Origin of the sequence: Bacteroides sp. 14(A), from assembly GCF_000526555.1 — a bacterium.
In the GTDB taxonomy this organism is placed as follows: Bacteria; Bacteroidota; Bacteroidia; order Bacteroidales; family Bacteroidaceae; genus Bacteroides; species Bacteroides cellulosilyticus.
Genome location: NZ_JAGH01000004.1, coordinates 628,714 through 654,740, shown reverse-complemented (window position 1 = coordinate 654,740; position 26,027 = coordinate 628,714). Strand labels below are relative to the sequence as shown.

The window sequence follows — 26,027 nt, the reverse complement described above, 5'->3', positions numbered from 1 at the left end:
ATTACTCAATATCATAACGTAATCAATATGAATAAGAAGATATTAATATCCCTACTTTACCTCCTCATCCTCGCTGGTACGGCACACGCAGCCTTGCGCGTCACCGACCTGCGAACAGAGCAATTGAAGAATCCACTGGGAATCGATATCCGCCACCCCCGTCTGGGCTGGCGTATCGAATCGGACGAACAAAATGTGATGCAGACCGCCTATCATATTCTTGTAGCCTCCTCCCCTGAACTCCTGGCACAAGGCAAAGGAGACTGCTGGGATTCAGGCAAGGTGAAAACAGACGCTTCCCAATGGATCACTTATCAAGGTGAAACGTTGAAGCGTAACACCCCTTACTACTGGAAAGTAAAAGTCTATACCCATACTAATGAAACCGACTGGAGCGAACCCGCCTTCTGGAGTATGGGATTACTGAATGAAGCAGACTGGCAAGGGCAGTGGATCGGCCTGGACCACCCCGCCCCCGGTGACAGCGAGACACAATGGAGCCGCCTTGCCGCCCGCTACCTCCGCAAAGAGTTTGCACTGACCAAAGAAGTGAAACGAGCCACAGTACACATTGCCGGAATGGGACTTTACGAACTCTTTATCAACGGTCAGCGCATCGGTGAACAAGTCCTGGCACCTGCCCCTACCGATTACCGGAAAACTATCCTGTACAACACGTATGACGTCACCCCCCAACTCCAAAAAGAAAATGCCATCGGTGTCATCCTCGGCAACGGGCGCTTCTACACCATGCGCCAGAATTACAAACCCTACAAGATACCTACTTTCGGCTATCCCAAACTACGTCTGAATCTGATTGTTGAATATACGGACAGCAGCAGACAGACAATCGCCTCGGACATTTCCTGGAAACTAACCACCGAAGGCCCTATACGCAGCAATAATGAGTACGATGGCGAAGAATACGATGCACGCAAGGAATTAGGAGACTGGAATCGGGCAGGCTATGATGATACGAATTGGATACCCGCCGGGCGCGTCAGCATTCCCTCAGGAACCTTGCGTGCGCAAATGATGCCGGGCATGAAAGTAACGGAAAGCCTGAAGCCTGTTTCTATCCGGAAACAGGGAGACAAACAGATTTTGGACATCGGTCAGAATATGGCAGGATGGCTACGTATTCGTATCAAAGGCCAGGCAGGAGACAGTATCCGTCTCCGCTTTGCCGAGCGCTTGCAACCGGATGGCGAAATTTTTACGAAGAATCTACGCGACGCACATTGCACGGATATATATGTTGTCAGCGGACGTGAACCACAAGATGCCACCTGGGCTCCCCGCTTTGTATACCACGGTTTTCGCTATGTGGAAATCAGCGGTTATCCCAATGCCAAGACCGAAGATTTTACAGCTGAAGTAGTAGATGACGAAATGGCTCATACCGGGACCTTCACCTGCTCGGATGAAACACTCAATCAGGTATTGCGCAATGCTTTTTGGGGTATCCGCAGTAACTACAAAGGTATGCCCGTCGACTGCCCGCAACGCAACGAACGCCAACCTTGGTTGGGAGACCACGCGATGGGTTCCTGGGGTGAAAGCCTCTTTTTCAACAATCATGCCCTATACAACAAATGGACACGTGATATTCGTGAAGCACAGCGTGAGGAGGGCTGCATCCCGGATGTAGCTCCGGCCTACTGGAATTACTATTCGGATAATGTCACCTGGCCGGCTACCCTTCCCCTGGTATGCGACATGCTTTTCACCAACTACGGTGACCGGCGCGCAATCGAAGAGAATTATCCGGCTTTAAAGAAATGGGTATCTCATATCCGCGAGTATTACCTGACCAAGGAATTCATTATTACCAAAGACAAATACGGTGACTGGTGCGTACCTCCCGAGTCTTTGGAAATGATTCATAGCAATGACCCTGCCCGCAAAACGGATGGTGCGCTTATAGCTACCGCCTACTATCTGAAAGTCCTGCAACTGATGCATCGTTTTGCAAGCCTGCAAGGCCTAACCGCCGAAGCCGAAGAATGGGGAGCACTGGAAGGCCGGATAAAAGATGCCTTCAACGCACGTTTCCTTCATGTGAAGGAAGGTACTTCCCCCGTACCCGGACATACTTTATATCCGGACAGCATCTTCTACGGTAACAATACGGTTACCGCCAATATTCTGCCGCTTGCTTTCGGACTTGTCCCCAAACAGTACATGGACGAAGTTGCCAAGAATACCGTGGCTACCATTATCACTACCAATAAAGGACATATCAGCACCGGAGTCATCGGTACACAATGGCTGCTACGCGAACTAAGCCGCCGTGGTCATGCCGATGTCGCCTATCTTCTGGCCACTAATAAGACTTATCCTTCGTGGGGATATATGGCCGCGCAAGGCGCCACCACCATCTGGGAACTCTGGAATGGCGACAAAGCAAATCCCGGAATGAACAGTGGAAATCACGTCATGCTCTTAGGCGACCTGCTTCCCTGGTGCTTCAACAATCTGGCAGGTATCCGTGCCGACCGTTGGAAGCCCGGCTATAAACATATCATCTTCCAGCCTGCCTTTGACATTCAGGAACTAAGCAATGTAGATGCCTCCTACACAAGCATCTACGGAAAAATAGCCAGCCGGTGGAAAAAGACCCCGACACATCTGAAATGGGACATTGAACTCCCCGCCAACACTACAGGCGAAGTATATCTTCCCGGCGGGCGGAAAGAAATGGTAGGTTCGGGCAAGCATCACTTCAGTGTAGATATCCCTACCCGGAATGTAGCTATCCTGAGTGACGAGTTCCTATATGAGAAAGCCTCCTTCCAGGAATGTCATGGAGCCACCATCGTAGAATTGAAAAACGGGGATCTTGTCGCTTCATTTTTCGGCGGTACCAAAGAGCGCAATCCGGATTGTTGCATCTGGGTGTGTCGCAAGCCGAAAGGTGCCAAAGAATGGACCTCTCCACAACTCGCTGCCGACGGCGTATTTTCAATAAAAGATGCGCAGGCAACCTTGGCAGGCATTGATTCCACTTGTACTCCTGTGACAAATGCCCGGGGAAAACTGATTGCCCGCCGGAAAGCTTGCTGGAACCCGGTACTTTTTCAAATTCCGGGAGGTGATCTGATTCTCTTCTATAAAATAGGCTTGAGCGTAGGCGACTGGACTGGCTGGCTCGTGCGCTCTCGCGACGGAGGAAAGACTTGGAGTAAACGTGAACCGTTGCCGGAAGGATTCCTCGGTCCTATCAAGAATAAACCGGAGTACATTAATGGTCGTATCCTCTGTCCTTCCAGCAGAGAAGGTGGCAAGGGATGGCGCATTCATTTCGAAATTTCCGATGACAACGGCAAGACCTGGAAGACAACGGAATCACTGGCTGCGGAGCTTTCCGTACTTACTCAGCACCGTAAAAAAGGAAGTGTCAACGTAGATGATCTGGAAGGTGGCGAAGCCGTCAAAGGTGAAGGTCCAAAACCAATATATGCGATACAGCCCAGCATACTGATGCACAAAGACGGAAGATTACAAGTATTGTGCCGCACACGCAATGCCCGGATTGCCACAGCCTGGAGCAATGATAATGGCGATACCTGGAGCAAAGTAACACTTCTGGATGTTCCGAATAATAATTCGGGAACGGATGCCGTAACATTACAGGACGGTCGCCATGTACTCATCTACAATAATTTCTCGACACTACCCGGCGCTCCCAAAGGACCTCGAACTCCTCTCTGTGTAGCCATTTCAGAAGATGGTATAAATTGGCAACCTGTGCTTACATTGGAAGACAGCCCTATCAGTCAATATTCCTATCCAAGTATTATTCAGGGAAAAGATGGTAGGCTGCATGCTGTTTATACATGGAGAAGGCAGCGAGTTAAATATGCGGAAATAGATTTATCAAAACTTCGATAAGGCTTTTCTGGATATATCTGAATATAAGAAAAAAGCCCCGGAACTCTTATTATGATCTGAGTTCCGGGGCTTCCTTTTTTATTTCTTGTTCTGAGCCTTTTCCGCTTTTCTCTTATTTACATAATCCTTGAACATCTGGCGCCAGTTACGACCATGCTCATTAAAATACTGTTCGCACTTGGTCTTGTAGATTTCAAAGATGGCAGATATCTGCTTCATGTTTTTATAATCAATAGCCTGTTCACGAGCCAGCTTCAACTGTTCCAACACAAAAGCGGTTTCTTCCTCCGTCATATCAGGGACAATGGCCTGATAACCTTTCAAAGTGAAAGCTACTTTGCCTACAGTATATTTATCAAGAATCTGCTCTACTTGTTCTTCCGTCAGCACTCTGCGCAAATCTTTCATCAGCTTTTCATGAACTTCTTTCGGCATGGCGGAATCGGCAATCATTTCCCGATCCAATTTACTTAAAGATTTACCAGTGACAGGATTGATACCCTCCGGAACAGTGGAATAAGGGTGTTCATTATGCCAATCACGAACCTTGCGCAAATGATTATAGATAGTTGTTACAGCAAAGCCCGCTTTCTTATCATCCTCCATATTTAAGGAAGCCACCCAGTCCATTGCCTTTTTCTCAAGAGAAGCATCCGACTTTAATTGGGCAAAAGCTTTCTTGTCAATATAAACAGCTACTTTATCAAACGAACGAATTGCGCTTTCCGGCAAAAGTTCTCCTTTCTCACCGAAACTATACATAGCGGATTCCGGTTCGATGGTGACTTTTGTTTCATCCAGCATATTTCTATTCAAGCCGAACACCTCAGCAAAAAATGTATAGACAGCATTCCGCTTATTAGGACCAAAGTCATGTCTTTCTTTCGGAAGATGTATGTTCGTCACTTTATCTTTTGCATCGTAGAATCCATAAACACGCTGCAAATAAGGATATTCCAGTGTAGGCACACTTGCCGTCCAATCACCACCATCAGACACTACTAATTGCGGACGGGGAGCAAAGATTGCTGCCAATTCGGCATTGCATGTGCCACCCGCCGCCAATTGAATAGGCATACCGCTTTCACAGGGGCATCCTCCATCAAAATGAGAAGCCAAACTTACCACCGGCGCCGAAGCCGTGAAGCGATCATCCAGTGCACTCAGCAGAACTGTTTGCGTGCCACCACCGGAACCGCCATTCACACCGATTCTTTTCCTGTCAATATCTTTACGGGCAGCAAGCATATAGTCGAGAATCAGCAAACCATTCATCGCCTGAATGGTATGAGCTGCACTACTGCGGTGTGTCGCACTGCCAACCTGCAAAATTGACTCTCCCCAACCGAAGAGATCATAATCCACACAAACAGCCCCCATACGTGCCAGGGTTCCCATACGCTGTTGTTGATCTTCGCGATAACGACCTCCTCCAAAGTGTCCATTCGGACAAATGATCAGCGCATGCTTCTCTTTCGATTTAGGGGCATAAACAGAACCGCAAACATACAGCCCTGGAAGCGTCTCAAGTGCAAAATTCTGAACTGTATAGCCATCATATTTCCTCACTTTGGAAAGAATCGGCTTCGACTCCACACATTGTGCGAGTAAAAGGTCAATTCCCAGACGTTGCCGGACTTCTTTTCTTAAAGAATCGGCACGGAGTTCAAAAGCTTCCTTATCTGCATAAAGCGTATTAAGGTAAGCCAGCATTTTCTCTCCGTCAGCATCTGTCCGCCGAGGATATTCATAAGCTTTCAACTTATATATATTGCCAGTTTGTTTCACAAACTTATAATCGAAAGGGGACAATACATTCGTCAGCGATTCTTCCACTGAATAAGGACGGATACGAAAATCCGCATAAGGCAACACTTTACCGACCGTATCAATATCGTATTTCAGGCGGATACCAAAACGATTTTGTATGTCCGTAAGAACTTCGTTCAAAGGACGGGCAAAGGCCGTTTCAAATGTTTGTGTTTGTGCTTCAGCCGAAAGAGATGCAGCAAAAAGCACAGAGAAAAGAATACGTTTCATTGTTCTATATATTATTGTTTACTTTTCATCGACTTCCTTTGGATACACCTTTTTACCATTCACCATGACATCTTCCATCGTGATGCGTTCGCAATCCTCAAAGACACATTCCTCACCGGCTCCCTGCACATGGATGTCGCGCAGTACAATATCAGAGATCGGAGCTTCTTCCAGCCCAACTATCTTAACAGGAGTCTTGACATCCGTAACCGTCATTCCACTGATATGTATGTTGCGAAACAGCGGAGTGCGTTCACTCTTGGGTTCGGCAGGCATACCGCTATACTTCAGATTCAGTACCACAGCCTCCTGCTTGATATTGCGCATCACAATGTTACTGACACGGATATCTTCGACCACTCCTCCCCTGCCCCGGGTGGACTTGAGACGAATGCCCCGGTCCGTTCCATCGAAAATGCAATTGGAAATAGTCACCTTACGCACGCCTCCACTCATCTCACTGCCTATCACTACACCACCATGACCGGAAAGCATGATGCAATTAGTGATGGTTATATTCTCACAGGGTACTCCCAACCGGCGCCCCTGCGCATCGCGACCGGACTTGATCGTTATGCAATCATCTCCCACCGAAATGTGGCAGTCGCTGATATGTACATTCCGGCAGGACTCCGGATTGATGCCGTCCGTATTGGGCGAGGGTACATTATGAATGGTTACTCCCTTCACCTTCACGTTTTCACAGAACTCGGGATTCACCGTCCAGAACGGAGAGTTGACGATCTTCACCCCCTCTATCTTCACGTCCTTGCAACGAACCGGCTGGATAAACGGAGGACGGAAAAAACGACGTTGCAGTGTACCGATGTAGTCCTTGTTTGTTTCAGCATAGATAGCCGTTGTATCATTTGCCTGGTCCCACATCGTCTGATACTTATTCACATTCCGCATGCCATTGTCGCGCAGATCAATCATCACACGAAAAAACTCCATCCACCACTTCTTTCCCTGCCCGTCCAGCGTACCTTCACCTTTGATTGTTATATTTTCCGCATCCACGGCATAAATCAAAGGCTGGAAACTCTTCATCATCACTCCCTCATGACGCACCTCCACAAAGGGAAGATAATCATCGAAGCTATCAGAAAACAGCAAAGTGGCTCCCGCCTCCAACTCCAAAGTGATGTGGCTCTTCATCCGGATGCTTCCCGTCAGATAAGTGCCGGCAGGAAAAAAAAGGGTACCGCCACCGTTCGCGTTCAGGCGGTCGATGGTAGAATTGATAAGTTTGGTATTCAACGTCTTTCCATCCACCTTCGCTCCTACTTTCAGCATATCTACACGCTCTGCACGAAGCACCGTAACCGCACAAAGGCAGAAGAGTGAACAAAGAAGTATTCTATATTTCATGGTCATAGTATGGTTGTTTATGGTTCGTTTATAGTTTGTTGTTCATTCACTACAAATTCATGTTTCCCGCTCTCCACCTCTCTCGGTTCTTTCTCTCCCGGAAGTGTAACCACCGCCACAGTGTTTACCGGAACGGACAACTTCAGCTTAAACCGGCCGTTCTCGCGGGTCCAGTCCACAGTTATCTTACCGTAAAGGGTTTCATAAGACGACTGCACGTATTTCAGATCACCGACAGGCGTTGGGGCGATTCTGAACTTCTGGTATCCATGCTTCACGTCCGGAGAGATACCGACCAACGAGTTAAAGAACCATTCATCAATCTGCCCCATCATAAAATGATTCCAAGAGGAGCCCTGACGAGGGTCCCATTGTTCAGTCAGAGTCGTTGCACCAAACTTGAGTTGAAAGCCATATCCGGGCGTTTCCTCATGGTTGAACATTTTATAGATGAGTTCATCGGCTCCGTAATTGGCCAATGTCTGGATCAGATAGCGGTTTCCCACATCTCCGGTAGTCAGACGATTGCCGTGTGCTTCCACATCTTTTATCAGGTTCTTAAATACTTTGCGCTCCAGATGACGATCCGTTTCATAACCTCCAGAATGGCCTCTACTCAGAACCATATCCAGAAAAAGCGGCAAAGCATTGCTGCACTGGCTTCCCGTACCATACTGCGCCGCATCGTAATCCAGAAAGCGCTCGTTGAATGCTACCACGATATCATTCGCCAACGAATTGTAATACCTGACATCATCAGCATTACCCACAATGCGAGCAGCCTTTATCAGATATTCGACAATCATGTAATAGTGTGCCGTAGCCACCAGCGGGACAGGCGTATTGCGGGAGAATCCTGCACGGAAGTCACCGTAATCATACCAGTCACCCAAACCGAAAGAAAGGATATGATTATCTGCGCGGGTAGAGAGATAGTCCACATATCGGCGCATATTCTGGTAATACTTCTTAATCAGCGAATCGTCCCCATAGGTTTCGTAATACATATACGGGAAAATGACCAAAGCACCTCCCCACTCGGGAGATTCGGCAAAGGCATCCATGCCCGGTCCTTCGAACACGACATACTCCGGTGCGGTGCTTGGCATGGCCCCGTTGCGATGTTGGGCATCCGCCATATTCTGCATAATCTGCGGAGCGAAAGCTGTCAGGTCATAATTGTATAAAAGCCCCGGCCCGTTGAGGTGCACCTGTTCCAGCCATCCCAGCTTTTCCCGATGGGGACAATCGGTAAATACAGACTGCATATTGCTGCGAACCGCCTTCTCTATCAGACGATGGGCAGCGTTGAATATCGGATTGGAACACTCGAAAGCAGACACCTTTTTTGCCGAGTTATAAACAAAGCAGGATTGAATATCTTTCAGAACAGGCAATTTCCGGGGATTCTTCTCCCCCTTCAGTACGGCACCCTCTACCTGAATGTAGCGATAACCATAGTATGAGAAACGGGGACGCCAGGTCTCGTCCCCCTCACCCTTCAAGGTATATTCGTAGTAATGCTGACGTCCCGTTTGCCGTTGGTTACAGGCTCCTTCCTCCGTCAGAGCCTCAGCCACCACCAAAGTAACTTTCTGACCTCGTTTACCACGCACGGTAATTTCCGGAAAACCGGAAAGGTTCTGCCCCATATCCAGTACGAAAGCGGAAAGGTCGATGGTTCTCTTGGTCGATTTACAGGCAGAGGCAATCTGTTCCGGGGTCAGTTTCGTCACTTTCCGGACACCATAACGTTCCATGATTTTCACCGGAGCCGCCATTTGCGGACGCAACGTTCCCTTCGGAGCTTCCTGAACCACTACCGGGCTCCAACGCGCATCATTAAAACCTGCCCGGTTCCACCCTTTTTGTTCGCGACGCGCATCATAATCTTCGCCTCCATAAATACAATTAAAGGTGAGGGGGCTTAAGTCATATTTCCAACTGTCGTCAGAGCAAACCACATCCCGTGTTCCATCTTCATAATTGACAAGCAGTGAGAATAAAAGAGTCGGTGCCCCGAAGCTGATCTGTAACTTGCGGTAACGTCCGCCCTGCACATTATAGAACCCGTTTCCCAATAAAACTCCCGCCACATTCTCGCCCTCCTGCAACAGTTCCGTTACATCATACATATTATAATAGACGCTCTTGTCATAATCACTCCAGAGGGGAGCAAATTCACTGTCACCGACTTTCTTCCCATTCAAGGTGAACTCATAGAATCCAAGGCCACAGATGTATGCGGTAGCCTCCGCAATCTTTTTGTCCGTGCGGAACGTCTTACGCAAGCAAATGCTTTTCTTTGCCAATGTATCCACGTCTTCCCATGCCGCCTTTACCTCCGGCTTCTTCAACTCGCCTCCGTGGAATTTCCGTCCTTCGGGCAAGCGTGCGTCTTTACGGGTGATGGCCCCAATCCATTCAGCCGAAGAAAAACCTTGGGGAACTAAACGAAACTTTGCTTCTCGACTCCATTCGGAAGGCGCGTCCGTTTCATCCCAAACCCGTACACGCCAGATGTAGTTATAGAAACTAAATCGGAGAAACTTCGCTCCATGAGTCGGTATCAACTGGCTTTGCGAAGATTGGACCTTTCCCGTATTCCAAACCGTACGTCCGGTGCAGGCTTCCCGAATCTCAATCTCATAAGCAGTCTGCCTCGTCCCATTCTCCGGCGACTCCATGGTCCACCCCAGCCGGGGATAGGCTTCAACAAGCACCAACCCTTCCTGCATTTCGCAAGTGAGATGGCTGACCGTTATATTCTTTGCCTGTGCCAGACACGGCAAGCAAAGAAGAAAGAAAATATATCTTTTTAAAAACATCATTCGTTTTTTTCGATTTCAGTAGTAACCATTATTTCAAGACGTTCTCACAAATGATTCTCGTCAATCTATCTGCATATCCAACTTGTTTTCCATCTACAAAAATACGCAATCCTTTTCCGCGATGGTAACGATCACCATATTTATCCCAAAGAATTGTCAGGTTACGACCATGATATAAAACATTATCCAGACAGAACCAATCCCACTTATCTGCCGGTATCAACGGATTTACTTCCACCGTATCATCCAGGCGCGGGCGTAATCCAATCAGACCGGTAATCATCAAATCATTAAAAGTAGAATGGTTATAGTAACGACTCCGTTCCTGGTCACCCTTCAGCCAATAACCTGTCACCTCATCCAGATATTCACCAATGTAAGGACGTCCGCGATGATATTGCGACTCGACATACAATTCCATTTGACGGAAATACACACTATCGGATAATACTCTCTGTGGATAATTATTCATAAAGTTAGCCATTGCTGTCAATGTCTGGGCAGAAGCAAACGGCCAGATTGCTCCGTCCCATTCACATTTACCAACTCCGTGGGTACGAAATTCCGGATGACGGCGCTCGGCAGTAGTTAATCCGTAAGGAGCAGAAAAACCGTTCTCATCCATAATCTCTTTCCAGGCAACTTCATATTGCTTCACTGTGTCCGGCAAATTAAAGTACCAAGGTATATACCCGATAGCCTCGCGTACATTCGCAGAAGAGTCCGCACGCATTGTCTCAAAAAACTGGTGACGTGAATTCCACAACTTATCTTGCACCAGCCTTTTCAATGTATCCGCCCGCATACCATATCTCATAGCCATTCCTTCATCATCCGAAAGGATTCCCATCAGTGAAAGAGCTTTTGCATTACCATACATATAGCTATTAATGGTGGGGCGGGCATACTTTTTCTTACGTCCGCCACTAATTGATTCTTCCATGCCATCCTGTACATCTCCTTGCCAATATAATCCGTTTTGCAAACGGTTCGTGCACTCCCAGCGTTGATACTCGGCTTCCAGATTTTCCTTCATATCCAGCATGAAATCCTTATCAGCATCCACCATATAACGTGCCAGCACAGCATCCGCATTCCACGAACTAAACTTATTCATCTTATTCATCGGCCCGCCATCATTCCCCCGATACCACGTATGAATAATCTGATCCAGATACTTCGGATCACGCAACCAACGGCTTTCATAAATATGATGCCCGATAGCGCAGGCTATCAAATTATATTTATCAGAATAGGAACGCTGAACCAGAAATTCCGTCATACCATATCCCACAGGTGTTTCTTTGATATGCTTCCGCAACGACCACCAGCGGTAATAGTACATCTCTTCAAAATTACGTTGCGGACATTCAAACAACGGTATATTCTCTTCCATCCATTCCGAAGCCTTTGCATTCGGAATGGCCTGGGCTATATTCTCATCTTCCATACCATTGAAATAATCTGCATAATGGCTGAAATCCGCATACTTCAAAACAGCAGCAGTCGCATCTTTATCCACAGAAGAGGTCTTCACATTGGCGATACGATATTCAGCTAGTGGCTCCTGGTCACCGGCATTCGGCAGATCATAGGTCTGATCAGCCGGTGTATCTACAGTGGGAAATGTTCGTGGAACTCCTGTACGGAACGCAATACGTTCAATAGCAGGTACCGGTGCATAGAACATGCGCAATCCTACTCTCTTACCATCCACAAATACCTGAATATTACGATCGGTCACTGAAAGGATAGCCTCTACATGATAGTTTTTTCCCGGTTCATATTTCATCAGGTTCCCAAAGCGGGAACCGCCTTTAGCACGAAAAATCCCATCAGGAGTCAGCTCAAGCCGGGAACAAGCAATGCTGTTCTCATCCAGGAAGTCAATCTGAAGAGTACCTTTATCGTTTTGTCCGGCCTGTAGATCAAATGAGATTTTCAGTTCTTTAGAAGCCGGTATTTTTCGTTCTACCTTGGCATAATCAAAAGGATCTTTATCTTGCAAACGCAGCCACTTTCCGTCTAAAGTGACTGGAGCCCAAAGGGGAGAGTAAATATTCCAGTCGGTCAACTCAGCTATTGATCCGGCTTTTGAGAAATCATCGTCTGCATGTGCAGAGGCTTGTATCTGTACCGGAACAGGAATACGTGATACCCACATATCTTCTTTATTCACACTGTAAGCAACCCATAAATCACCATCCGCAGGAATTCCATTTCCTTCTTGAATACCGCGGGGATATTGCGGACCATACGACTTATAGTTTCCTCCATAACGCATCGGCGGAATTTCACCATGCACGAGGTTCAAGGTCGTATATTCCAGCCCATCCTTACTCAACGATATAGCCAGCGGCCAGCGAAACTCCGAAGGATTATACACGGTAGCATACATACCATCAGTCAGGCGTTGTCCCCAAATCTTTGCATTGCTATTAACGAATCCTTTGGCACGAAGCACCGGTTCCGCCCAAGTATAGCCACCGTCTTCAGTGATTGAAGTCAGTGCATGTTTCCAAAGGCTGACAATACGCCCGTCGGGTAAAGTATAGCAATTGAACGCTTTATATCCCTTCTTCAAAGGAATAATCGGGTCTTCCCGATCCGCCTCTTCCACCCATTGCATTCTATACAATGGATTATCCAGAATTTCCTGACAAGCCTTTACAAACTCACGATCCTTACTTTTCTTGAAATAAGGGTAATCAGTATTTTTTTCATTAAATCCATGATTATAATATATAAAGTAGATGGGACCGAATGAACCGTCTTTCTTAATTTCACGAACTACCCGACCAATACCGTTTCCATCATTCGGATCATCTTTTTTATCCAACGCAACTCCATAATTCCCCATTGTAATCAGTCTGCCGGACTTGGATACATAAAAGCCCACACGCTGATGCATGATGGCAATCAAGTCTTTTGCCTGCATACCCGGACGGGAAGTCTTCGTATATCCGTCGGGAACTTTATAAGGAGGAAACACGATTTCCGGATTTGTCCAGTTATATCCGTCTTTAGAAGTCATCAGAAAAGTCTGGGAAGGCGGAATATGCTCATCCGACGGATCTGCCAGATATTGATAATAGAATTGCCCATTCCAATAGGCCAACATCGGTTGGTGATTATAAGTCCATCCTCCACCATTCGACGCATCCGGATGTTCACGATTGGCACGTACCAATTGAATATTATGCACTCCCACTACCGGTGACAATTGTCCATCATGATAGGTGGGATTAGAAAGTTCGGTTCCAGTGTAATGTATCCTGTCTTGTGCTGAAGCCGACGTTAGTGTCAGCCATCCAGTTGCCAGAACAAAAAGTATTTTGATAGGGCTGTTCATTATCTGTTCCTGTTTTATATATTATTTCTTCTTGCTTTCTTTCAACAACTCCTTAACGAGCGACTCCGGGGCTTTGAAAATAGTCCCATGTTTATGGCCTGTGGGTACACTTACGTTTCCGGTTTCATCCGTAAAATTACGAAAATCCCTGGTACGCACAGCGCCATATATTTTCTTCCTGTAGACATCGAAATAGATAAGATAGTCATCTCCTATCTTCTCTACAGAGGGACCTTCTACAAACGATTCCGTGAAAGGTTGCGATGCAGGCGAATAAGGTCCTGTCAATGAATCGGCAAAAGCAACTTTCAGATTACGCTCGGGACGTGTATTATCTTTAAGCACCATTACATAATCATTCTTTGCACGTTTTATGATGGTAGCATCAATTGAACTGAAGCCCGGATCATACAAAAGTTTGGTTTCGGATATCGTCTTAAAGTCTTTTGTAGTGATGTAATATAAGCGATGGTTATTCTTTTCTTCTTCTATACCCTTTTCAAAACGCCCCGGAACACAAGATGCCCAGACCACCATGAATTGTTCAGCCTCATCATCATAAAAAATCTCCGGTGCCCACACGTTGACGGTCGTCGGTTCATGGGCCATTACCGGAATCATTTGTTGCTCCGACCAGTGAATCAAGTCTTTGGAATATGCATAGCCAAATCCCAAATCACCTTTCCAACTGGTGGTCCAAACCAAATGATAAGTACCGTCCGGAGTACGTACCATCGAAGGATCGCGCATCAACTGATGTTGTCCCAATTCCGGTTTCAGCCAAACACCGGGAACACTATCCCAATGCATGCCGTCTTCACTATATAGATATCTTAAACCTTCATTAGCCGGCTCATGGAATGAGGTGAACATATAGTAGTCTTTGTTTCCTCCACAAGAAGCTAAGAACAAAATGCTTATTGCAGCTAATGTATTTCTTAATTTTCTCATTTTCTAAATAATACTTTTGTTTTTATATCGTATTCTGTATACAGAGGAGACGGCAATAAGACGAATTTGTACTCAAAGATAATGGAAGATTCGCCATATTCCAAAAATCAGAACACAGAAAAGGGTGACTTCTCAGCCACCCTTCACATCACATAACTAACCAGTTTTTATCTATCCTAATTATCAGAGAGAGCCTCCACGTGCTTTCACACGCTTGTACCACTCTTCACGTTCTTTTGTTAAATCATATCCACGCTTAACCAAATAGTTATTGATACGCCCCTTATATTTACCAAAGGCTGCATGTTTCTTATCCGAATTCTCAGCATCCAAGGCAAACTCACGGGCTTCTATGAGCCAGGCATAGATTTGTGCTTTTTCTTCTTCCTTCAAAGAAGGGATCATGTCAATTGTAGCATCATACGTCACTTTCACAACGCCATAAGTCATCCCATCCTTCACCACTTCTATTTGCTTCTCATCCAGAAAAAGAGATAAATTCGCGGGATATGCAAAGTGAGAACGGTATAATGCCGCATCCTTTTCATACTCAGCCGCTTTCAAGGCATCATCCTTTGCAGCACCACTCAATCCCGACTCCTTTATTTTCTTCACTTTGGCATCACGAACTTCATAAATATCATTCAGTTCGAAGTACCGATTGGCAATCACATTACGAACATCTTCAGCCACCTTTACATCTGTAAGCCCAAGTTTATCTACGATCTTCTGAGATCGTTTAACAATAGATTCCACATATTGAGGATCACGATTATCCTTATTCAAGTCTACCGCTCCGGCTGATAACCAACCGAAAACCAGTAATAAAGAAATTAATATTATCTTTTTCATTGACATTACATTAATTTACCTTTTTCTGCCAATGTATCGTAGTTATTCTTCATATCAGTCCAGTCTACCTTATTCTTCGTACTGATACCATTGATATATTTCTCAATATTAGTATACCCATCACCAGTGCAATCTTTATTGGCATCACTCGGATCGTTTGGATTCAGACCATTCGCAATTTCCCATTCATCCGGCATACCGTCACCATCCGTATCCACATAAGGAGTTCCCTTATATTCCGGATAGCCACCCATTTGGCGAATATCAGTTATAATACCCTGTTTATAAGAATCTTTCGGCAAACGACGGTATTTAAAATAACCTTCCTCATCCTGAGATTTTGGAGCTAATCCCCATTTATCTCCATAGGCATCTTTCGGAAGTTTCTTTTCATAATAAGCTTGACCGGTTTTCACTTCCTCAATAACCCGCTCATCAACAATGTCACGGCAAGGAATATTAGCACCTACATATTTCAAAACATAATCATAAGCATCATTTGCAGACATAATATTAATATAAGGCATTACGAAAGGTTGATACGTACGCATCTGCTCGGTATACCCCTCTGTATCCTTTTGAGTCTCAATCTGAATACCACCAGCCCAGTTATCCTTCGTGATTTCAGGATATCCTTCCATCACATTGCCATCTGCAAAGACACGGCCATATACTTTATAATCCAGCTTGCTGCGTCCGGCTTCCGGCTTCAGAATGCGATGACCGACCGGAGAATCTCTCGGAGTCAAAGGACCCGGTTTATAGTAATTATTTATCATATTGAACATAGCACGATAATCGCCACCATCAGCTGAACGATGTACCCAATTGTAGACAACATTATTCACGAAATTGAAAATCCCATACCAGCCAATAGACGGGTTACGCCCAGCATTACTGGCCCAAAGATTGCGCATAAAAGCACAGTTCTCACCACCCAATGTACTACCGAAAGCATGATTGTATGTATCCAGTGCCTTAGCGGAAATTGTATTTTGAATGGTTACATTGACAGTCGGAAGTTTCTCATCTTTATATCCTTCACCAGGACTGTACATGTGACGATAGAAAGAAATATTCTCATCCAGCCCCCAAGTACAGGAACAGTGATCGATCATAATGTTACCAATCGGATTACCCCCAAATGAATCGTCACGGTGATGAACCTTCGTTTCACCACGACGGAAACGCATATGACGTACCACTACATCGTGAGTGTCAACCCAGAAAGATTCTCCGGCAATACATACACCGTCACCTGGGGCTGTTTGTCCGGCTATCGTTACGTATGGAGCACGGACAATAATGGGAGATTCCAATCGAATGATACCAGCCACATTGAATACAATGATACGTGCACCACCGGTTTCGCAAGCTTCACGGAAAGAGCCCGGGCCGCGATCATTCAAATTAGTTACTGTAATTACCTTGCCGCCACGGCCACCGGGAGTGAACATTCCCCCACCCTCAGCTCCGGGAAAAGCGGGAATACCGGCTTGAGGAAGATCATCCGGACGGGAAGCCCACTCGATATACGGACGCCCTTCTCTGGCTTCTTTCTCAACGATAGGCAATGCTTTCGCCCAAGCTTCATCCGAACGCCGGCGTTCTTCAGTTATCATTTTCTTATAAGTCTCCTTGGCTTCATCGGTCAATTGCGGGTATTGTGCCCATGCAATGGTCGGAGCCAGCATTGCAGCTGTACAAACTATCAGGAATGCTTTCTTTTTCATTATTCTCGTATCTATTAATTAATTGTATTTATTAGACGAAGATAAAAATGTTTTGTAATCACATGAAACTATTTTAGTAGAAAAATAATCCATAGAATGATGGCAACCACTCTAAAAAAACTGCCGGATGAAGGATCACCCGGCAGTTTTAACTATCTCACAAAAAAATTAAAAGCCAACTTACGGCAACAAACTACCGTTACCGATAGGATTAAACGTTCCTTCGGAACCATAATAATCCGTCCAGCCAATATTCTGTTGCAACTTAATACTGTTTTGCAATACATTCTGCTTGATACCTAGGAAATAGTATTTGTTCAGGTGAGTAATATAGAATGTAGGCGTACTTGTACCATCAAGCTGATCGTTTACTACACGATTCAGATTGTTTTCGTAAAAATTGTCCAAGGTAGCAATCTGATTTTCCCAGTCTGAGTCTGAAGCATCCGGATTAAGACTGATTTTTGTACGGTCTGATGTTCCCAAGTATTCTGAAGCTTCCGGATTGAACGGATCACAATCCTTGCCGGCCTTGCTATTCGTATAGAGTTCAGGTTTCACAGCCAGGATAATACCATGCCTGCGCGTTTGGTTTCCGCTGATAGGCTCAACACCCAACCGTGTGCAAGTACCAAAACTGTCGTCCCACAAAAGCCAACGACGCATATCATCGAATCTCTTTCCCTCATAGGCCAGTTCTATCTGACGCTCATAAAGAATAGCACCCATCAAGGCATCACCCGCTAAAGTAGAAGAAAAGCCGCAATCACCCGTATAGCCTACACGTTCGCGAATATATTTCAGGAAAGTCAATGCCGTAGCATTATCTCCTTTTCCGCAAGCTGCTTCCGCTACGTTAAGAATAACTTCCGCCATACGTATTTCCATATACGGACTACTACTCTGCGAAAATACTCCGCTACTGAGATTGGAAGTATTGTAAGCATTCGGATCCGTACGTTTGCGTACAAAGATACTTGAACTGACATCACCGTCATAAAGCGCTGAGTTACCCGGTTTGCCTTCAACGGCTGCGGCAGCATCCTTAAACCATTGGTAATTCCATACCGTATATGTCTTATTGGTATTATAAGGCCAGCAAACTCCGTTAAATGCAAAGGTGCGATAGAAGCGTGGATCACGATCCTTGTAGAACTTCAACGGGTCATAAGACAATGAGCTTTCACTTGGTTTCTTACCATCAGCCATGGGGAATAAATCCACCATTTCAGCCGTGGCAGCGATACCACCACCACCTTTGATGTCTTTGGGACGGGCACTTTGTTCCCAGCTGTTATTGAACTTGAACTGATCATCAGAGATATTATTGTACAATGTTATCAGTACAGCCTCTTTAGACAAGGGGTTCACAAACATTTTTTCCCAATCCTGCGCTCTTTTACTCGTTGCACCTACCAATTCTCTGTCACCATTGGTAGTAAGTTCATCATAAGCAGCCTTGTTTGCAGTATAGGCGGCATCCCAGCGTGCCTTATCGTTGGAACGGTTGAACAATGGACTTGCATAGAAGAGCAGCAAGCGTCCCTTCAAAGCCATAGCCGCACCCTTAGTCACACGACCGTAATTTACCGACGGATCAGCCCAAACAGATGGCAACAGAGAAGCCGCATTATCCAGATCCTCGCAGACAAACGTCACGCAATCATCCGTAGAACTACGTTCAACATTCAAAGTCGATTCTTCTATTGTACCGTCTCCAATTGTCGGATTTTGCGCGCTCTTTATAATAGGAACACCACCATAAGTAGTCACCAAACGATAATACAACCATGCACGCCAGAAGTAAACTTGTCCTTTAAGGAGATTTCTTTCCTCTTCCGACAATGTTCCTTTGTCAATATTGTCGAGAAATAGATTGCAACGACGGACATTTAACCATACACCGTTATTATTAGCCGGATCATTGGAACCGTTGAAATAACAATTCACGTTACTGGAAAGTATTTCAGCCAAACCCACAAACTGTGTAGAACCGGCATACTCTAATGTAGACTTAGAAAATTCATCGGCAGATCCTGTGCTACCATTCAATGCGCTTACACCACCTACTTTGGGTTCAACCTGCCTGTGAATATAGTCTACACTGGCCTGCGCCATACTGAAATTACTGTATATTTCGTCATTGAAGCCATTATAATCCTTCTTCTCCCTCAAGAAGTCATCGCTACAACTGCCCAGCAGAAATATTGCGCTGAAGGCAACTATCCCCACACCTTTATGTATGATATTATCTATTTTCATATTCTAATCTTGTTTATCAATTATATCATTTAAAAAGAAAGATTCAATCCCACAGTCCAGCTGCGCAATGCCGGGAACGTACCGTAACCGGTCAGAGGATCCGTATAACTTTCGGGATAAGGATTGAAGAAACTGAAGAGGTTGGTTCCCGTCACATTGATCTTACAGCTTGAGATTCCTACTTTGCTCAGCCATTCCTTAGGCAATGTATAACCTAAGGATACATTACGAAGATACATGCGGAATGAACTAATCTGCCAGAAATTGGACGCTTCATTATTCATACTGTATTTCATGTTAGGGTATTTGGCAGACAAATTCTGTTTAACAACCACATTGCCTCCATCATCCACTACATCTTCGGGAACGAACATATCTTTCCAATATATCGGAAGGTTGGCACCATCCAGTGAATTCTCGTTCATGAAGATATAGGAACCTCCCGCATACGTAGAATATCCACCCCATGAACTAGAGATGTTGGCATTCAAAGAGATACCTTTCCAGCTACCACCCAGAATCAGAGACATGCCATAAGGATTGCTCTTTCTTCTGCTCAAACGAACCATATCCTTATCGTCTACGATACCGTCTGCATCTTTATAAGAACCGTCCGGATTCTGTTCGCCACGAACATCACGGTATATCAGCATACCCGGTTTAATCTGATCCGGTTTATAGCCCATATACTGCGTTATATTGTAGTCCTCAACAAACTTGTCAATTTCAGCTTGGTTACGGAACATTCCCAAACAGTCATATCCCCACTGCCCCATGTCAACCGGTCCATTGCGATAAACATCTTTGTAGGTTGATATGGCCGGCCAGTCTTTTTTGCGATAGCGGGCGTCACGCCATTGTCCATTCAGTTGAACGGAATAGTTGAAGTCAGACACATGATCGCGCCAGCCTAATGAAAGTTCTACACCATAGTTATCTACCGCATCGAAATTCTCGGCAGCCGATTTGGCACCTACAGTTACAGGCACACCACTACGCACTACCAACATATCGGTTCTCTTGTCCAAATAAGCGTCAATACCTACTGATAAACGGTTCTTCAGGAATTTCATGTCAATTCCTAAGTTGAATTTGTAGTCTTTATCCCAGTGCGCATCATAGTTGGGAGCAGCCTCAGTCTTTAAAGCCCAACCTAAATTGTTGCTCGGTGAAGTGCCAAATATTGCACCATAATTAGCCTGATACGTATATCGCTGACGCCACAGCCAAGCTGCCGTATTATCTTGTCCCAAAATACCGAATGAGGCACGTACCTTCAGATAATCCATCCAATCCAGCTTATACCACTTTTCTTCTGAAACAATCCAGCCCACAGATACGGAAGGGAATACTCCCCAATAGTTATCCGGCGAGAATTTGGTTGAAGCGTCAGAACGAATCAGGAACTCAAACAGGTAACGACCGTCATAGGCATAGTTAACACGACCAATGTAAGATAAGTCACCACTTTCACTTCTCGCCGTCTGGCTACTGGAACTTACCGAACCTGTAGCTGTATTGGTTTCACCATTAGCAAGATCACCATTCAGCGGACCTTCTTTCAGAATACGTGAAAACTCGTAGTTCATTTCACGCTTTTCCATAGCGAACATGGCACTTACCGAATGTTTTCCGAAGTCGCGCGCATAACTTGCCTGGAAGTTGACCTGATAATTGTCTGTACGGTCGAAGTCACGCAGTACGCGGTTTCCATTATCAACCGACTGTGTTTTCATATTAGACGGCAAAGTCAGGTTATTACTTGGCGCACCTTCATCAATATAAAGGTGATTACCTGAACCACCACGGGTGGTAAAATAATAACCGTTATATTTAGATCCCAATTGTCTTCCTTCCGTATTACCGATACTTTTTGCATAGCTGAAACGTAGTTTCAAACCTTTCAATGTCTCCAACCAATCAAAATCATACTCCAATGAACCATTGATGGTCATATCCTGAGTTTTGGTTTGTTTCTGATTACCTAAATCTTCAACAGCGAAATAGTTGTAACGCAAATAGTTCGAGTTTCCGAGAACACTACTGTTGGTATTCTTAGGTCCATATCTCAACAACCAGATATCTTCGCCTTTGTCATTTTCCACAGACCATGGCACATAGCGGGGTGTAGTCAGCAATGCCAGGTAATCATTATCATCCTTCTCTCCGCCAATCTTATTGAAAGTTGTTTTCCGGTCACCATAGTTACCCGAAATAGATAAATTCACTTTCAGATGCTTAGCCACTGTTGTACTCATTCCTACACGATAATTCCAACGGTCATAATCCAACATGCTCAGGTTACCCTCCTGGCTCTGATAAGATATGCTTCCGAAATAAGATGAGTTATTTCCGCCGCCACTGATATTCACATTATGCTTCGTGCTATAGGCAGCCGACCAGGCTTTGTCCAGCCAGTCATAGTTCATGCTTTTCATAGCTTCCAACTCGTCCAATTGGAAAAGGTCTTTTTTACGATTACCGATAGCATCATTGCCGTCAGCACCTTTAAATCCATTCCAGAATTGACCATACTGATATGCATCCAACATCTTTGGACGTGAAATTTCATCATTCATCGTCACCGAACCAGTGTAACTGATGCGAGGTTTTCCGTCCTTGCTGCCTTTCTTCGTAGTAACAATGATGGCACCTTGTGCGCCACGTGCTCCATACACTGCCGCAGCAGCATCCTTCAAGATAGATATAGATTCTATTTCGTTCGGATCAAGGTTATTAAACGCTTCCGAAGCCGATATTCCATTACGCGGATTATCAGACTGAATGACACCATCAATCACATAAATCGGCGCAGTCGTACTTCCCGAAACGCCGGTAGAGAACGGATCACGAATGGTCATCGTTGCACCGACACCAGGGCGACCATCACCGCCGCTTACATTCAAACCAGCTACCGTACCTGCCAGCATGGCACCCATATTGCTATAGGGCATTTCCTTTAGGTCATTGGGGTTAACCGTGGATATAGAGCCAGTAAGATGTGCTTTTTTCTGAGTACCGTAACCTACCACAACCACTTCGTCCAGAAGTTTGGAATCTTCAGCCAGAGTCACGTTTACAATTCCGTTCGCAGGCACACTCACCACTTGTGTGACGTATCCTATAAACGAAACTTCGAGTTTAGCACTTGCCGGAATCACCAGACTGAAATTTCCATCCAAGTCGGTAATCGTTCCCGTATCAGTTCCTTGTGCCTTTATATTCGCACCAATCACAGGTTCTCCGGTCGTATCTACCACAGTTCCTTTCACTGACTTCTGTTGTTGGACAACATTCATTGCAGCAGTCTCTCCAATGCTTTCCGCAAAAGCCTGCGTCACAGGAATCGAAAACAAGAAAGAGAGACAGATTATCTTTGCTGCGCTCAGATACCTGCTCTGTGTTTTTCTAGAAAAGATCTCTTCTTTTTTCATCTATTCACTAATTTAAATTCAAAAATATAAAAACTATTGATTGGACTCAATCTATATTTCATGAACTAAAGACGAACAACTAAAAAATATGTAATCACCTAAAAAGAATAAAAAAGTAAAGTTTTCTATTTACGATTATTTCCAACAGAAAAAAGATAAGGCTCTAAATATCAAAAGGACAAGTATACAGGAGTATCGGGGTCACAATATCGCTATATTAACACTTTACACAACGGACATCAGCTTCAAAAGCAGTGTTTCAGAATCTTTTGCAAATAAATAGCAAATAATAATGCAATATCTCTGCATATACTTGCGCATTTGATTGCTATTTATGTAAAAAAGAGCTACTCATTGGCGGAATTGGAGCATTTCAGTATGGCTATGAGTAAAAGTTATCAAGTAACGTTAAAAAAACAACTTGATACAGTTTCCATAAGAACAAATATTTCATATCCGTTAAAAAGTTATCTGAATATAGTCCGGCTGATTCTTGATTCTCTGGGATTTCGTCACCAGTCTTTCATGAAGGATAATCGAAGAAGGAAAACTCCTGAGTTCGAGTTTTCATCAGTATTTCCTACATCCTACACCCGATATCGTTTTTTTTGTTTGATTATCAAACAGATAGATGCTGTAGGAAGTGGTGTAGGAAAGTTTCATCCTGCACCGAATTCACGCGAATACCTCTTTTTTAGCCTGAATTATTTATCAAAAGGGTTAAAAGAGTTATCATTTCGTCAGGAATTAAGGGAGCCTTCTCTATAATGAGATTATAGAGAAGGCCGAATTATAGAGGAAAAACTTGATATGCCCCTTCCTTTTTCCTTTAAAGCCTTAATGTTATTGTCATTATGCTATAAGCAAAACCTTGTTTTCCGGTTGAGGGCTGTCCGGCCTGCAATTGCGGGCTACATAGCCCACATATGGAAAACATAGAGCCCGCAACTGTAGGACGAAGTTTTGCTACGGGCAAAAGAACAAAAACAATAAAGCAAAGCGTAGTTTTCGTACCACCTTCTTCCTATCCTTCTTATTGTTCCTAAGCATTTTATTGTGAGATCTACAGATCTGACGCGTGGGATCTACAGATCTCGCGATAGGATGTTCAGCTTCCTTTCGCAGGCTGACATTATGAAAGAAATCAGGAGTCTTTTGAAGGATAACGCAGAGATACCCTCTGTTTTCTTGTAAAAGAGATGGTTTTACAGGGATTTGCGCAAGGTGGGCAAAAACAATGTTGATAGTCTGATTATTAGTCTATTGTAATTAAAAGCACGTCTCAAATACCTATTCTTGGGTGTAGGATGAAATTAACCTACACCATCCTACACCACTTCCTACACCGTATATCTATTTGATAATCAAAAGAAAAAGGTCTCCGGTGTAGGATGTAGGAAATTGAGAGATATTTTTCTGAGTAAAAGAAAGCGCTTTTACATCTTCAGTGTCTACTTTATTAGACTGCTATTATTTCATTTATTTCTGAAACACTTCCTTCAAATATCTGACATTCGTCCCATAGTTCTTTCTCACATTATGCACATCATCCTTATCCCGTGAGCGTTCTACTACCAGCCATCCACTCCATCCCATTTTGTCGAGCGTATTTTTAACCTTCTTTATATCCAAACGTTCGTTAAAAGGAAGAGTTACTCCGTCCGTATCCGTACAATGAATCTGGCAGATTCTCTTCTTCCCCAGAATCTTGAGCTCCTTGCACAGATCACGTCCGTTTTCCAATACATTCTGAAATTTAAAATAGATTTTAATGCCCGGGGAATCTATCTCTTTCAATAACCTCACATCTCCTTTAGCATCCAGTTGGGTTTCAATCCCTATAACCAAACCTTCGGAAGCAGCCATATCTCCTACCTCTTTCAAACGCTTCACAACTCTCGTCCGAAGTTCCGGTTCCTGCTCCCAGCCTGCCTTTATACCCCCTAAAGGAAGAAAAGCAACTTTGGCATTCATTACTTTCATTGCATCCAGACATTCCCTTACCAATTCCTGATAATTAGCTCGGTCCAGAAAAGACTGACCATAGAAACCGGACATAGCGACAGAAGGAACTTCCAGTTTGAATTTCCGTGCCGTTTCACGAAACAATTGTTGAAAATGAGGATCACGCAACTTATTATCGAAGTTCTCCCTTTTACCCAAAGAACCCATATCCAGTTCTACTCCATCTCCGTTCAATTCATGTACCAGCTGAAACGAGCCAATTTTCTGACGCTTCAGAATCATCCAGTCGCATATGGCAACCTTATAGCGCTCCCCTTCCTGTTCGGGAGCAGCAATAGCCAATTGTGGAAAGCACTCCAACAGTATGAACACGCAGAGCATGTATCCTAATAAATTCCTTTTCATCTGATACTACTAATAATCCTATCCTTCAAATCATTATACTCATTCATTGAAAAGCCGCAGGCAACGTCGGGCGGAGCTAATAGAACTGCTTTAGCCTCTTCTGCATCTCTTATGTCTTCCGGGTGTACCCGGAAATAAGCCTCCCATTGAGAAACCAACTCCGGAGATACACCCAGTACATATTCAATGAAACCTTCATCCATCAAAAAATCCCTTACCTTAGAAACCATATTTGCATCCTATTTTAAACGTTTACAAAGATAGGACGCTGTTACCCTGAACCTGTACTCAATCGGAAAACCCTTTTACCTAAATTAACTCACCAGAGCACGCAACTTCGTCAATCCCCGGTGCATCAAGTTACGTACAGACTGGTAATTCATATCCATTATCTCACAAATATCTTCATATTTCCTTTCTTCTATATAATATAATGTAAGCGCTTCGCGCTGACGGGGAGATAACTGCCCCAATAAATGTTTCACCAATGAGAAATCATTCTTCTGCTGTTCCTCCTCCACATAATCTTCTTCCACATCCATAGATGATATCGCATTCACCTCTTCTACGGCCGTGTCGGACATATACATACGCCTGCGAAGCTCATCACAAAGTTTATTCTTCAATGAAATGAATAAATAGGATTTCAAATTATCAATAGTCCCTAATTCATCCTTCTTCACATAAAGTTTCACGAAAATATCATGAATACAATCTTTCAGCAACTCCTTATCAAGGGTCAACTTCAAACCATAATTAAAAAGAATACGTACGTGCAAATCATACAGCTGAGAAAAAGCAGCCATATTTCCTGCTTGAAAAGAAGCAAGTAAAGTTTCGGTTGAATTATTAGTCTGTTCCATCATAGCATTAATTCAGTTATTTTGATGTTGCAAAGCTATGGGGAATCAACCCAAACTCTAGGTAAAATCTGATC

At 44.5% G+C, this 26,027-nt stretch carries 13 protein-coding genes; 1 reads left to right on the top strand and 12 read right to left on the bottom strand.

The genetic code is table 11. The annotated features are described in order from the left end of the window. Nucleotides 1-27: 27 nt before the first annotated feature. Complete coding sequence (locus tag K429_RS0121605) at nucleotides 28-3,894, top strand: family 78 glycoside hydrolase catalytic domain (RefSeq protein WP_029328011.1); 3,867 nt, start codon at nucleotides 28-30, stop codon at nucleotides 3,892-3,894. A gap of 78 nt (nucleotides 3,895-3,972) precedes the next feature. Here K429_RS0121605 and K429_RS0121600 read toward each other — a convergent pair whose 3' ends face one another. From K429_RS0121600 to K429_RS0121540, 12 genes are all read right to left on the bottom strand, one after another. Continuing rightward, nucleotides 3,973-5,934: a DUF3826 domain-containing protein gene (locus K429_RS0121600; protein ID WP_029328010.1), complete on the bottom strand. Its 1,962-nt coding sequence runs from the start codon at nucleotides 5,932-5,934 to the stop codon at nucleotides 3,973-3,975. An 18-nt stretch (nucleotides 5,935-5,952) separates the two neighbouring features. After that, nucleotides 5,953-7,305, bottom strand: coding sequence for a glycoside hydrolase family 28 protein (locus tag K429_RS0121595; RefSeq protein ID WP_029328009.1), 1,353 nt, complete (start codon nucleotides 7,303-7,305; stop codon nucleotides 5,953-5,955). Nucleotides 7,306-7,322: 17 nt separating this feature from the next. Further along, entirely contained in the window at nucleotides 7,323-10,136 is a 2,814-nt protein-coding gene (locus K429_RS0121590) for a glycoside hydrolase family 78 protein (RefSeq protein WP_029328008.1), read from the bottom strand. Between the two features lie 28 nt (nucleotides 10,137-10,164). After that, entirely contained in the window at nucleotides 10,165-13,488 is a 3,324-nt protein-coding gene (locus tag K429_RS0121585; RefSeq protein ID WP_029328007.1) for a glycosyl hydrolase family 65 protein, read from the bottom strand. 21 nt (nucleotides 13,489-13,509) lie between these two features. Beyond that, complete coding sequence (locus tag K429_RS0121580; RefSeq protein WP_029328006.1) at nucleotides 13,510-14,439, bottom strand: glycoside hydrolase family 43 protein; 930 nt, start codon at nucleotides 14,437-14,439, stop codon at nucleotides 13,510-13,512. A gap of 183 nt (nucleotides 14,440-14,622) precedes the next feature. Continuing rightward, nucleotides 14,623-15,291, bottom strand: a complete 669-nt coding sequence (locus K429_RS0121575; protein WP_029328004.1) for a DUF3826 domain-containing protein — start codon at nucleotides 15,289-15,291, stop codon at nucleotides 14,623-14,625. A gap of 5 nt (nucleotides 15,292-15,296) precedes the next feature. Continuing rightward, complete coding sequence (locus K429_RS0121570; RefSeq protein ID WP_007212239.1) at nucleotides 15,297-17,024, bottom strand: hypothetical protein; 1,728 nt, start codon at nucleotides 17,022-17,024, stop codon at nucleotides 15,297-15,299. A 180-nt stretch (nucleotides 17,025-17,204) separates the two neighbouring features. Beyond that, nucleotides 17,205-19,286: a RagB/SusD family nutrient uptake outer membrane protein gene (locus K429_RS0121565; RefSeq protein WP_029328002.1), complete on the bottom strand. Its 2,082-nt coding sequence runs from the start codon at nucleotides 19,284-19,286 to the stop codon at nucleotides 17,205-17,207. 29 nt (nucleotides 19,287-19,315) lie between these two features. Then, nucleotides 19,316-22,720, bottom strand: a complete 3,405-nt coding sequence (locus K429_RS0121560; protein WP_029328001.1) for a TonB-dependent receptor — start codon at nucleotides 22,718-22,720, stop codon at nucleotides 19,316-19,318. A gap of 1,479 nt (nucleotides 22,721-24,199) precedes the next feature. Further along, nucleotides 24,200-25,090, bottom strand: coding sequence for a sugar phosphate isomerase/epimerase (locus K429_RS0121550; RefSeq protein ID WP_007212233.1), 891 nt, complete (start codon nucleotides 25,088-25,090; stop codon nucleotides 24,200-24,202). Beyond that, a complete protein-coding gene (locus tag K429_RS0121545; RefSeq protein ID WP_007212232.1) occupies nucleotides 25,087-25,320 on the bottom strand; it encodes a hypothetical protein in 234 nt (77 codons plus the stop codon). The genes K429_RS0121550 and K429_RS0121545 overlap by 4 nt, the downstream gene beginning before the upstream one ends. An 84-nt stretch (nucleotides 25,321-25,404) precedes the next feature. Beyond that, nucleotides 25,405-25,956: an RNA polymerase sigma factor gene (locus K429_RS0121540; protein WP_007212231.1), complete on the bottom strand. Its 552-nt coding sequence runs from the start codon at nucleotides 25,954-25,956 to the stop codon at nucleotides 25,405-25,407. Nucleotides 25,957-26,027: the final 71 nt, after the last annotated feature.

Excerpts from the sequence above, each read along its gene's own strand:
- K429_RS0121605 (WP_029328011.1), top strand. The coding sequence starts at position 28 with ATGAATAAGAAGATATTAATATCCCTACTTTACCTCCTCATCCTCGCT.
- K429_RS0121600 (WP_029328010.1), bottom strand. The coding sequence starts at position 5,934 with ATGAAACGTATTCTTTTCTCTGTGCTTTTTGCTGCATCTCTTTCGGCT.
- K429_RS0121595 (WP_029328009.1), bottom strand. The coding sequence starts at position 7,305 with ATGAAATATAGAATACTTCTTTGTTCACTCTTCTGCCTTTGTGCGGTT.
- K429_RS0121590 (WP_029328008.1), bottom strand. The coding sequence starts at position 10,136 with ATGATGTTTTTAAAAAGATATATTTTCTTTCTTCTTTGCTTGCCGTGT.
- K429_RS0121585 (WP_029328007.1), bottom strand. The coding sequence starts at position 13,488 with ATGAACAGCCCTATCAAAATACTTTTTGTTCTGGCAACTGGATGGCTG.
- K429_RS0121580 (WP_029328006.1), bottom strand. The coding sequence starts at position 14,439 with ATGAGAAAATTAAGAAATACATTAGCTGCAATAAGCATTTTGTTCTTA.
- K429_RS0121575 (WP_029328004.1), bottom strand. The coding sequence starts at position 15,291 with ATGAAAAAGATAATATTAATTTCTTTATTACTGGTTTTCGGTTGGTTA.
- K429_RS0121570 (WP_007212239.1), bottom strand. The coding sequence starts at position 17,024 with ATGAAAAAGAAAGCATTCCTGATAGTTTGTACAGCTGCAATGCTGGCT.
- K429_RS0121565 (WP_029328002.1), bottom strand. The coding sequence starts at position 19,286 with ATGAAAATAGATAATATCATACATAAAGGTGTGGGGATAGTTGCCTTC.
- K429_RS0121560 (WP_029328001.1), bottom strand. The coding sequence starts at position 22,720 with ATGAAAAAAGAAGAGATCTTTTCTAGAAAAACACAGAGCAGGTATCTG.
- K429_RS0121550 (WP_007212233.1), bottom strand. The coding sequence starts at position 25,090 with ATGAAAAGGAATTTATTAGGATACATGCTCTGCGTGTTCATACTGTTG.
- K429_RS0121545 (WP_007212232.1), bottom strand. The coding sequence starts at position 25,320 with ATGGTTTCTAAGGTAAGGGATTTTTTGATGGATGAAGGTTTCATTGAA.
- K429_RS0121540 (WP_007212231.1), bottom strand. The coding sequence starts at position 25,956 with ATGATGGAACAGACTAATAATTCAACCGAAACTTTACTTGCTTCTTTT.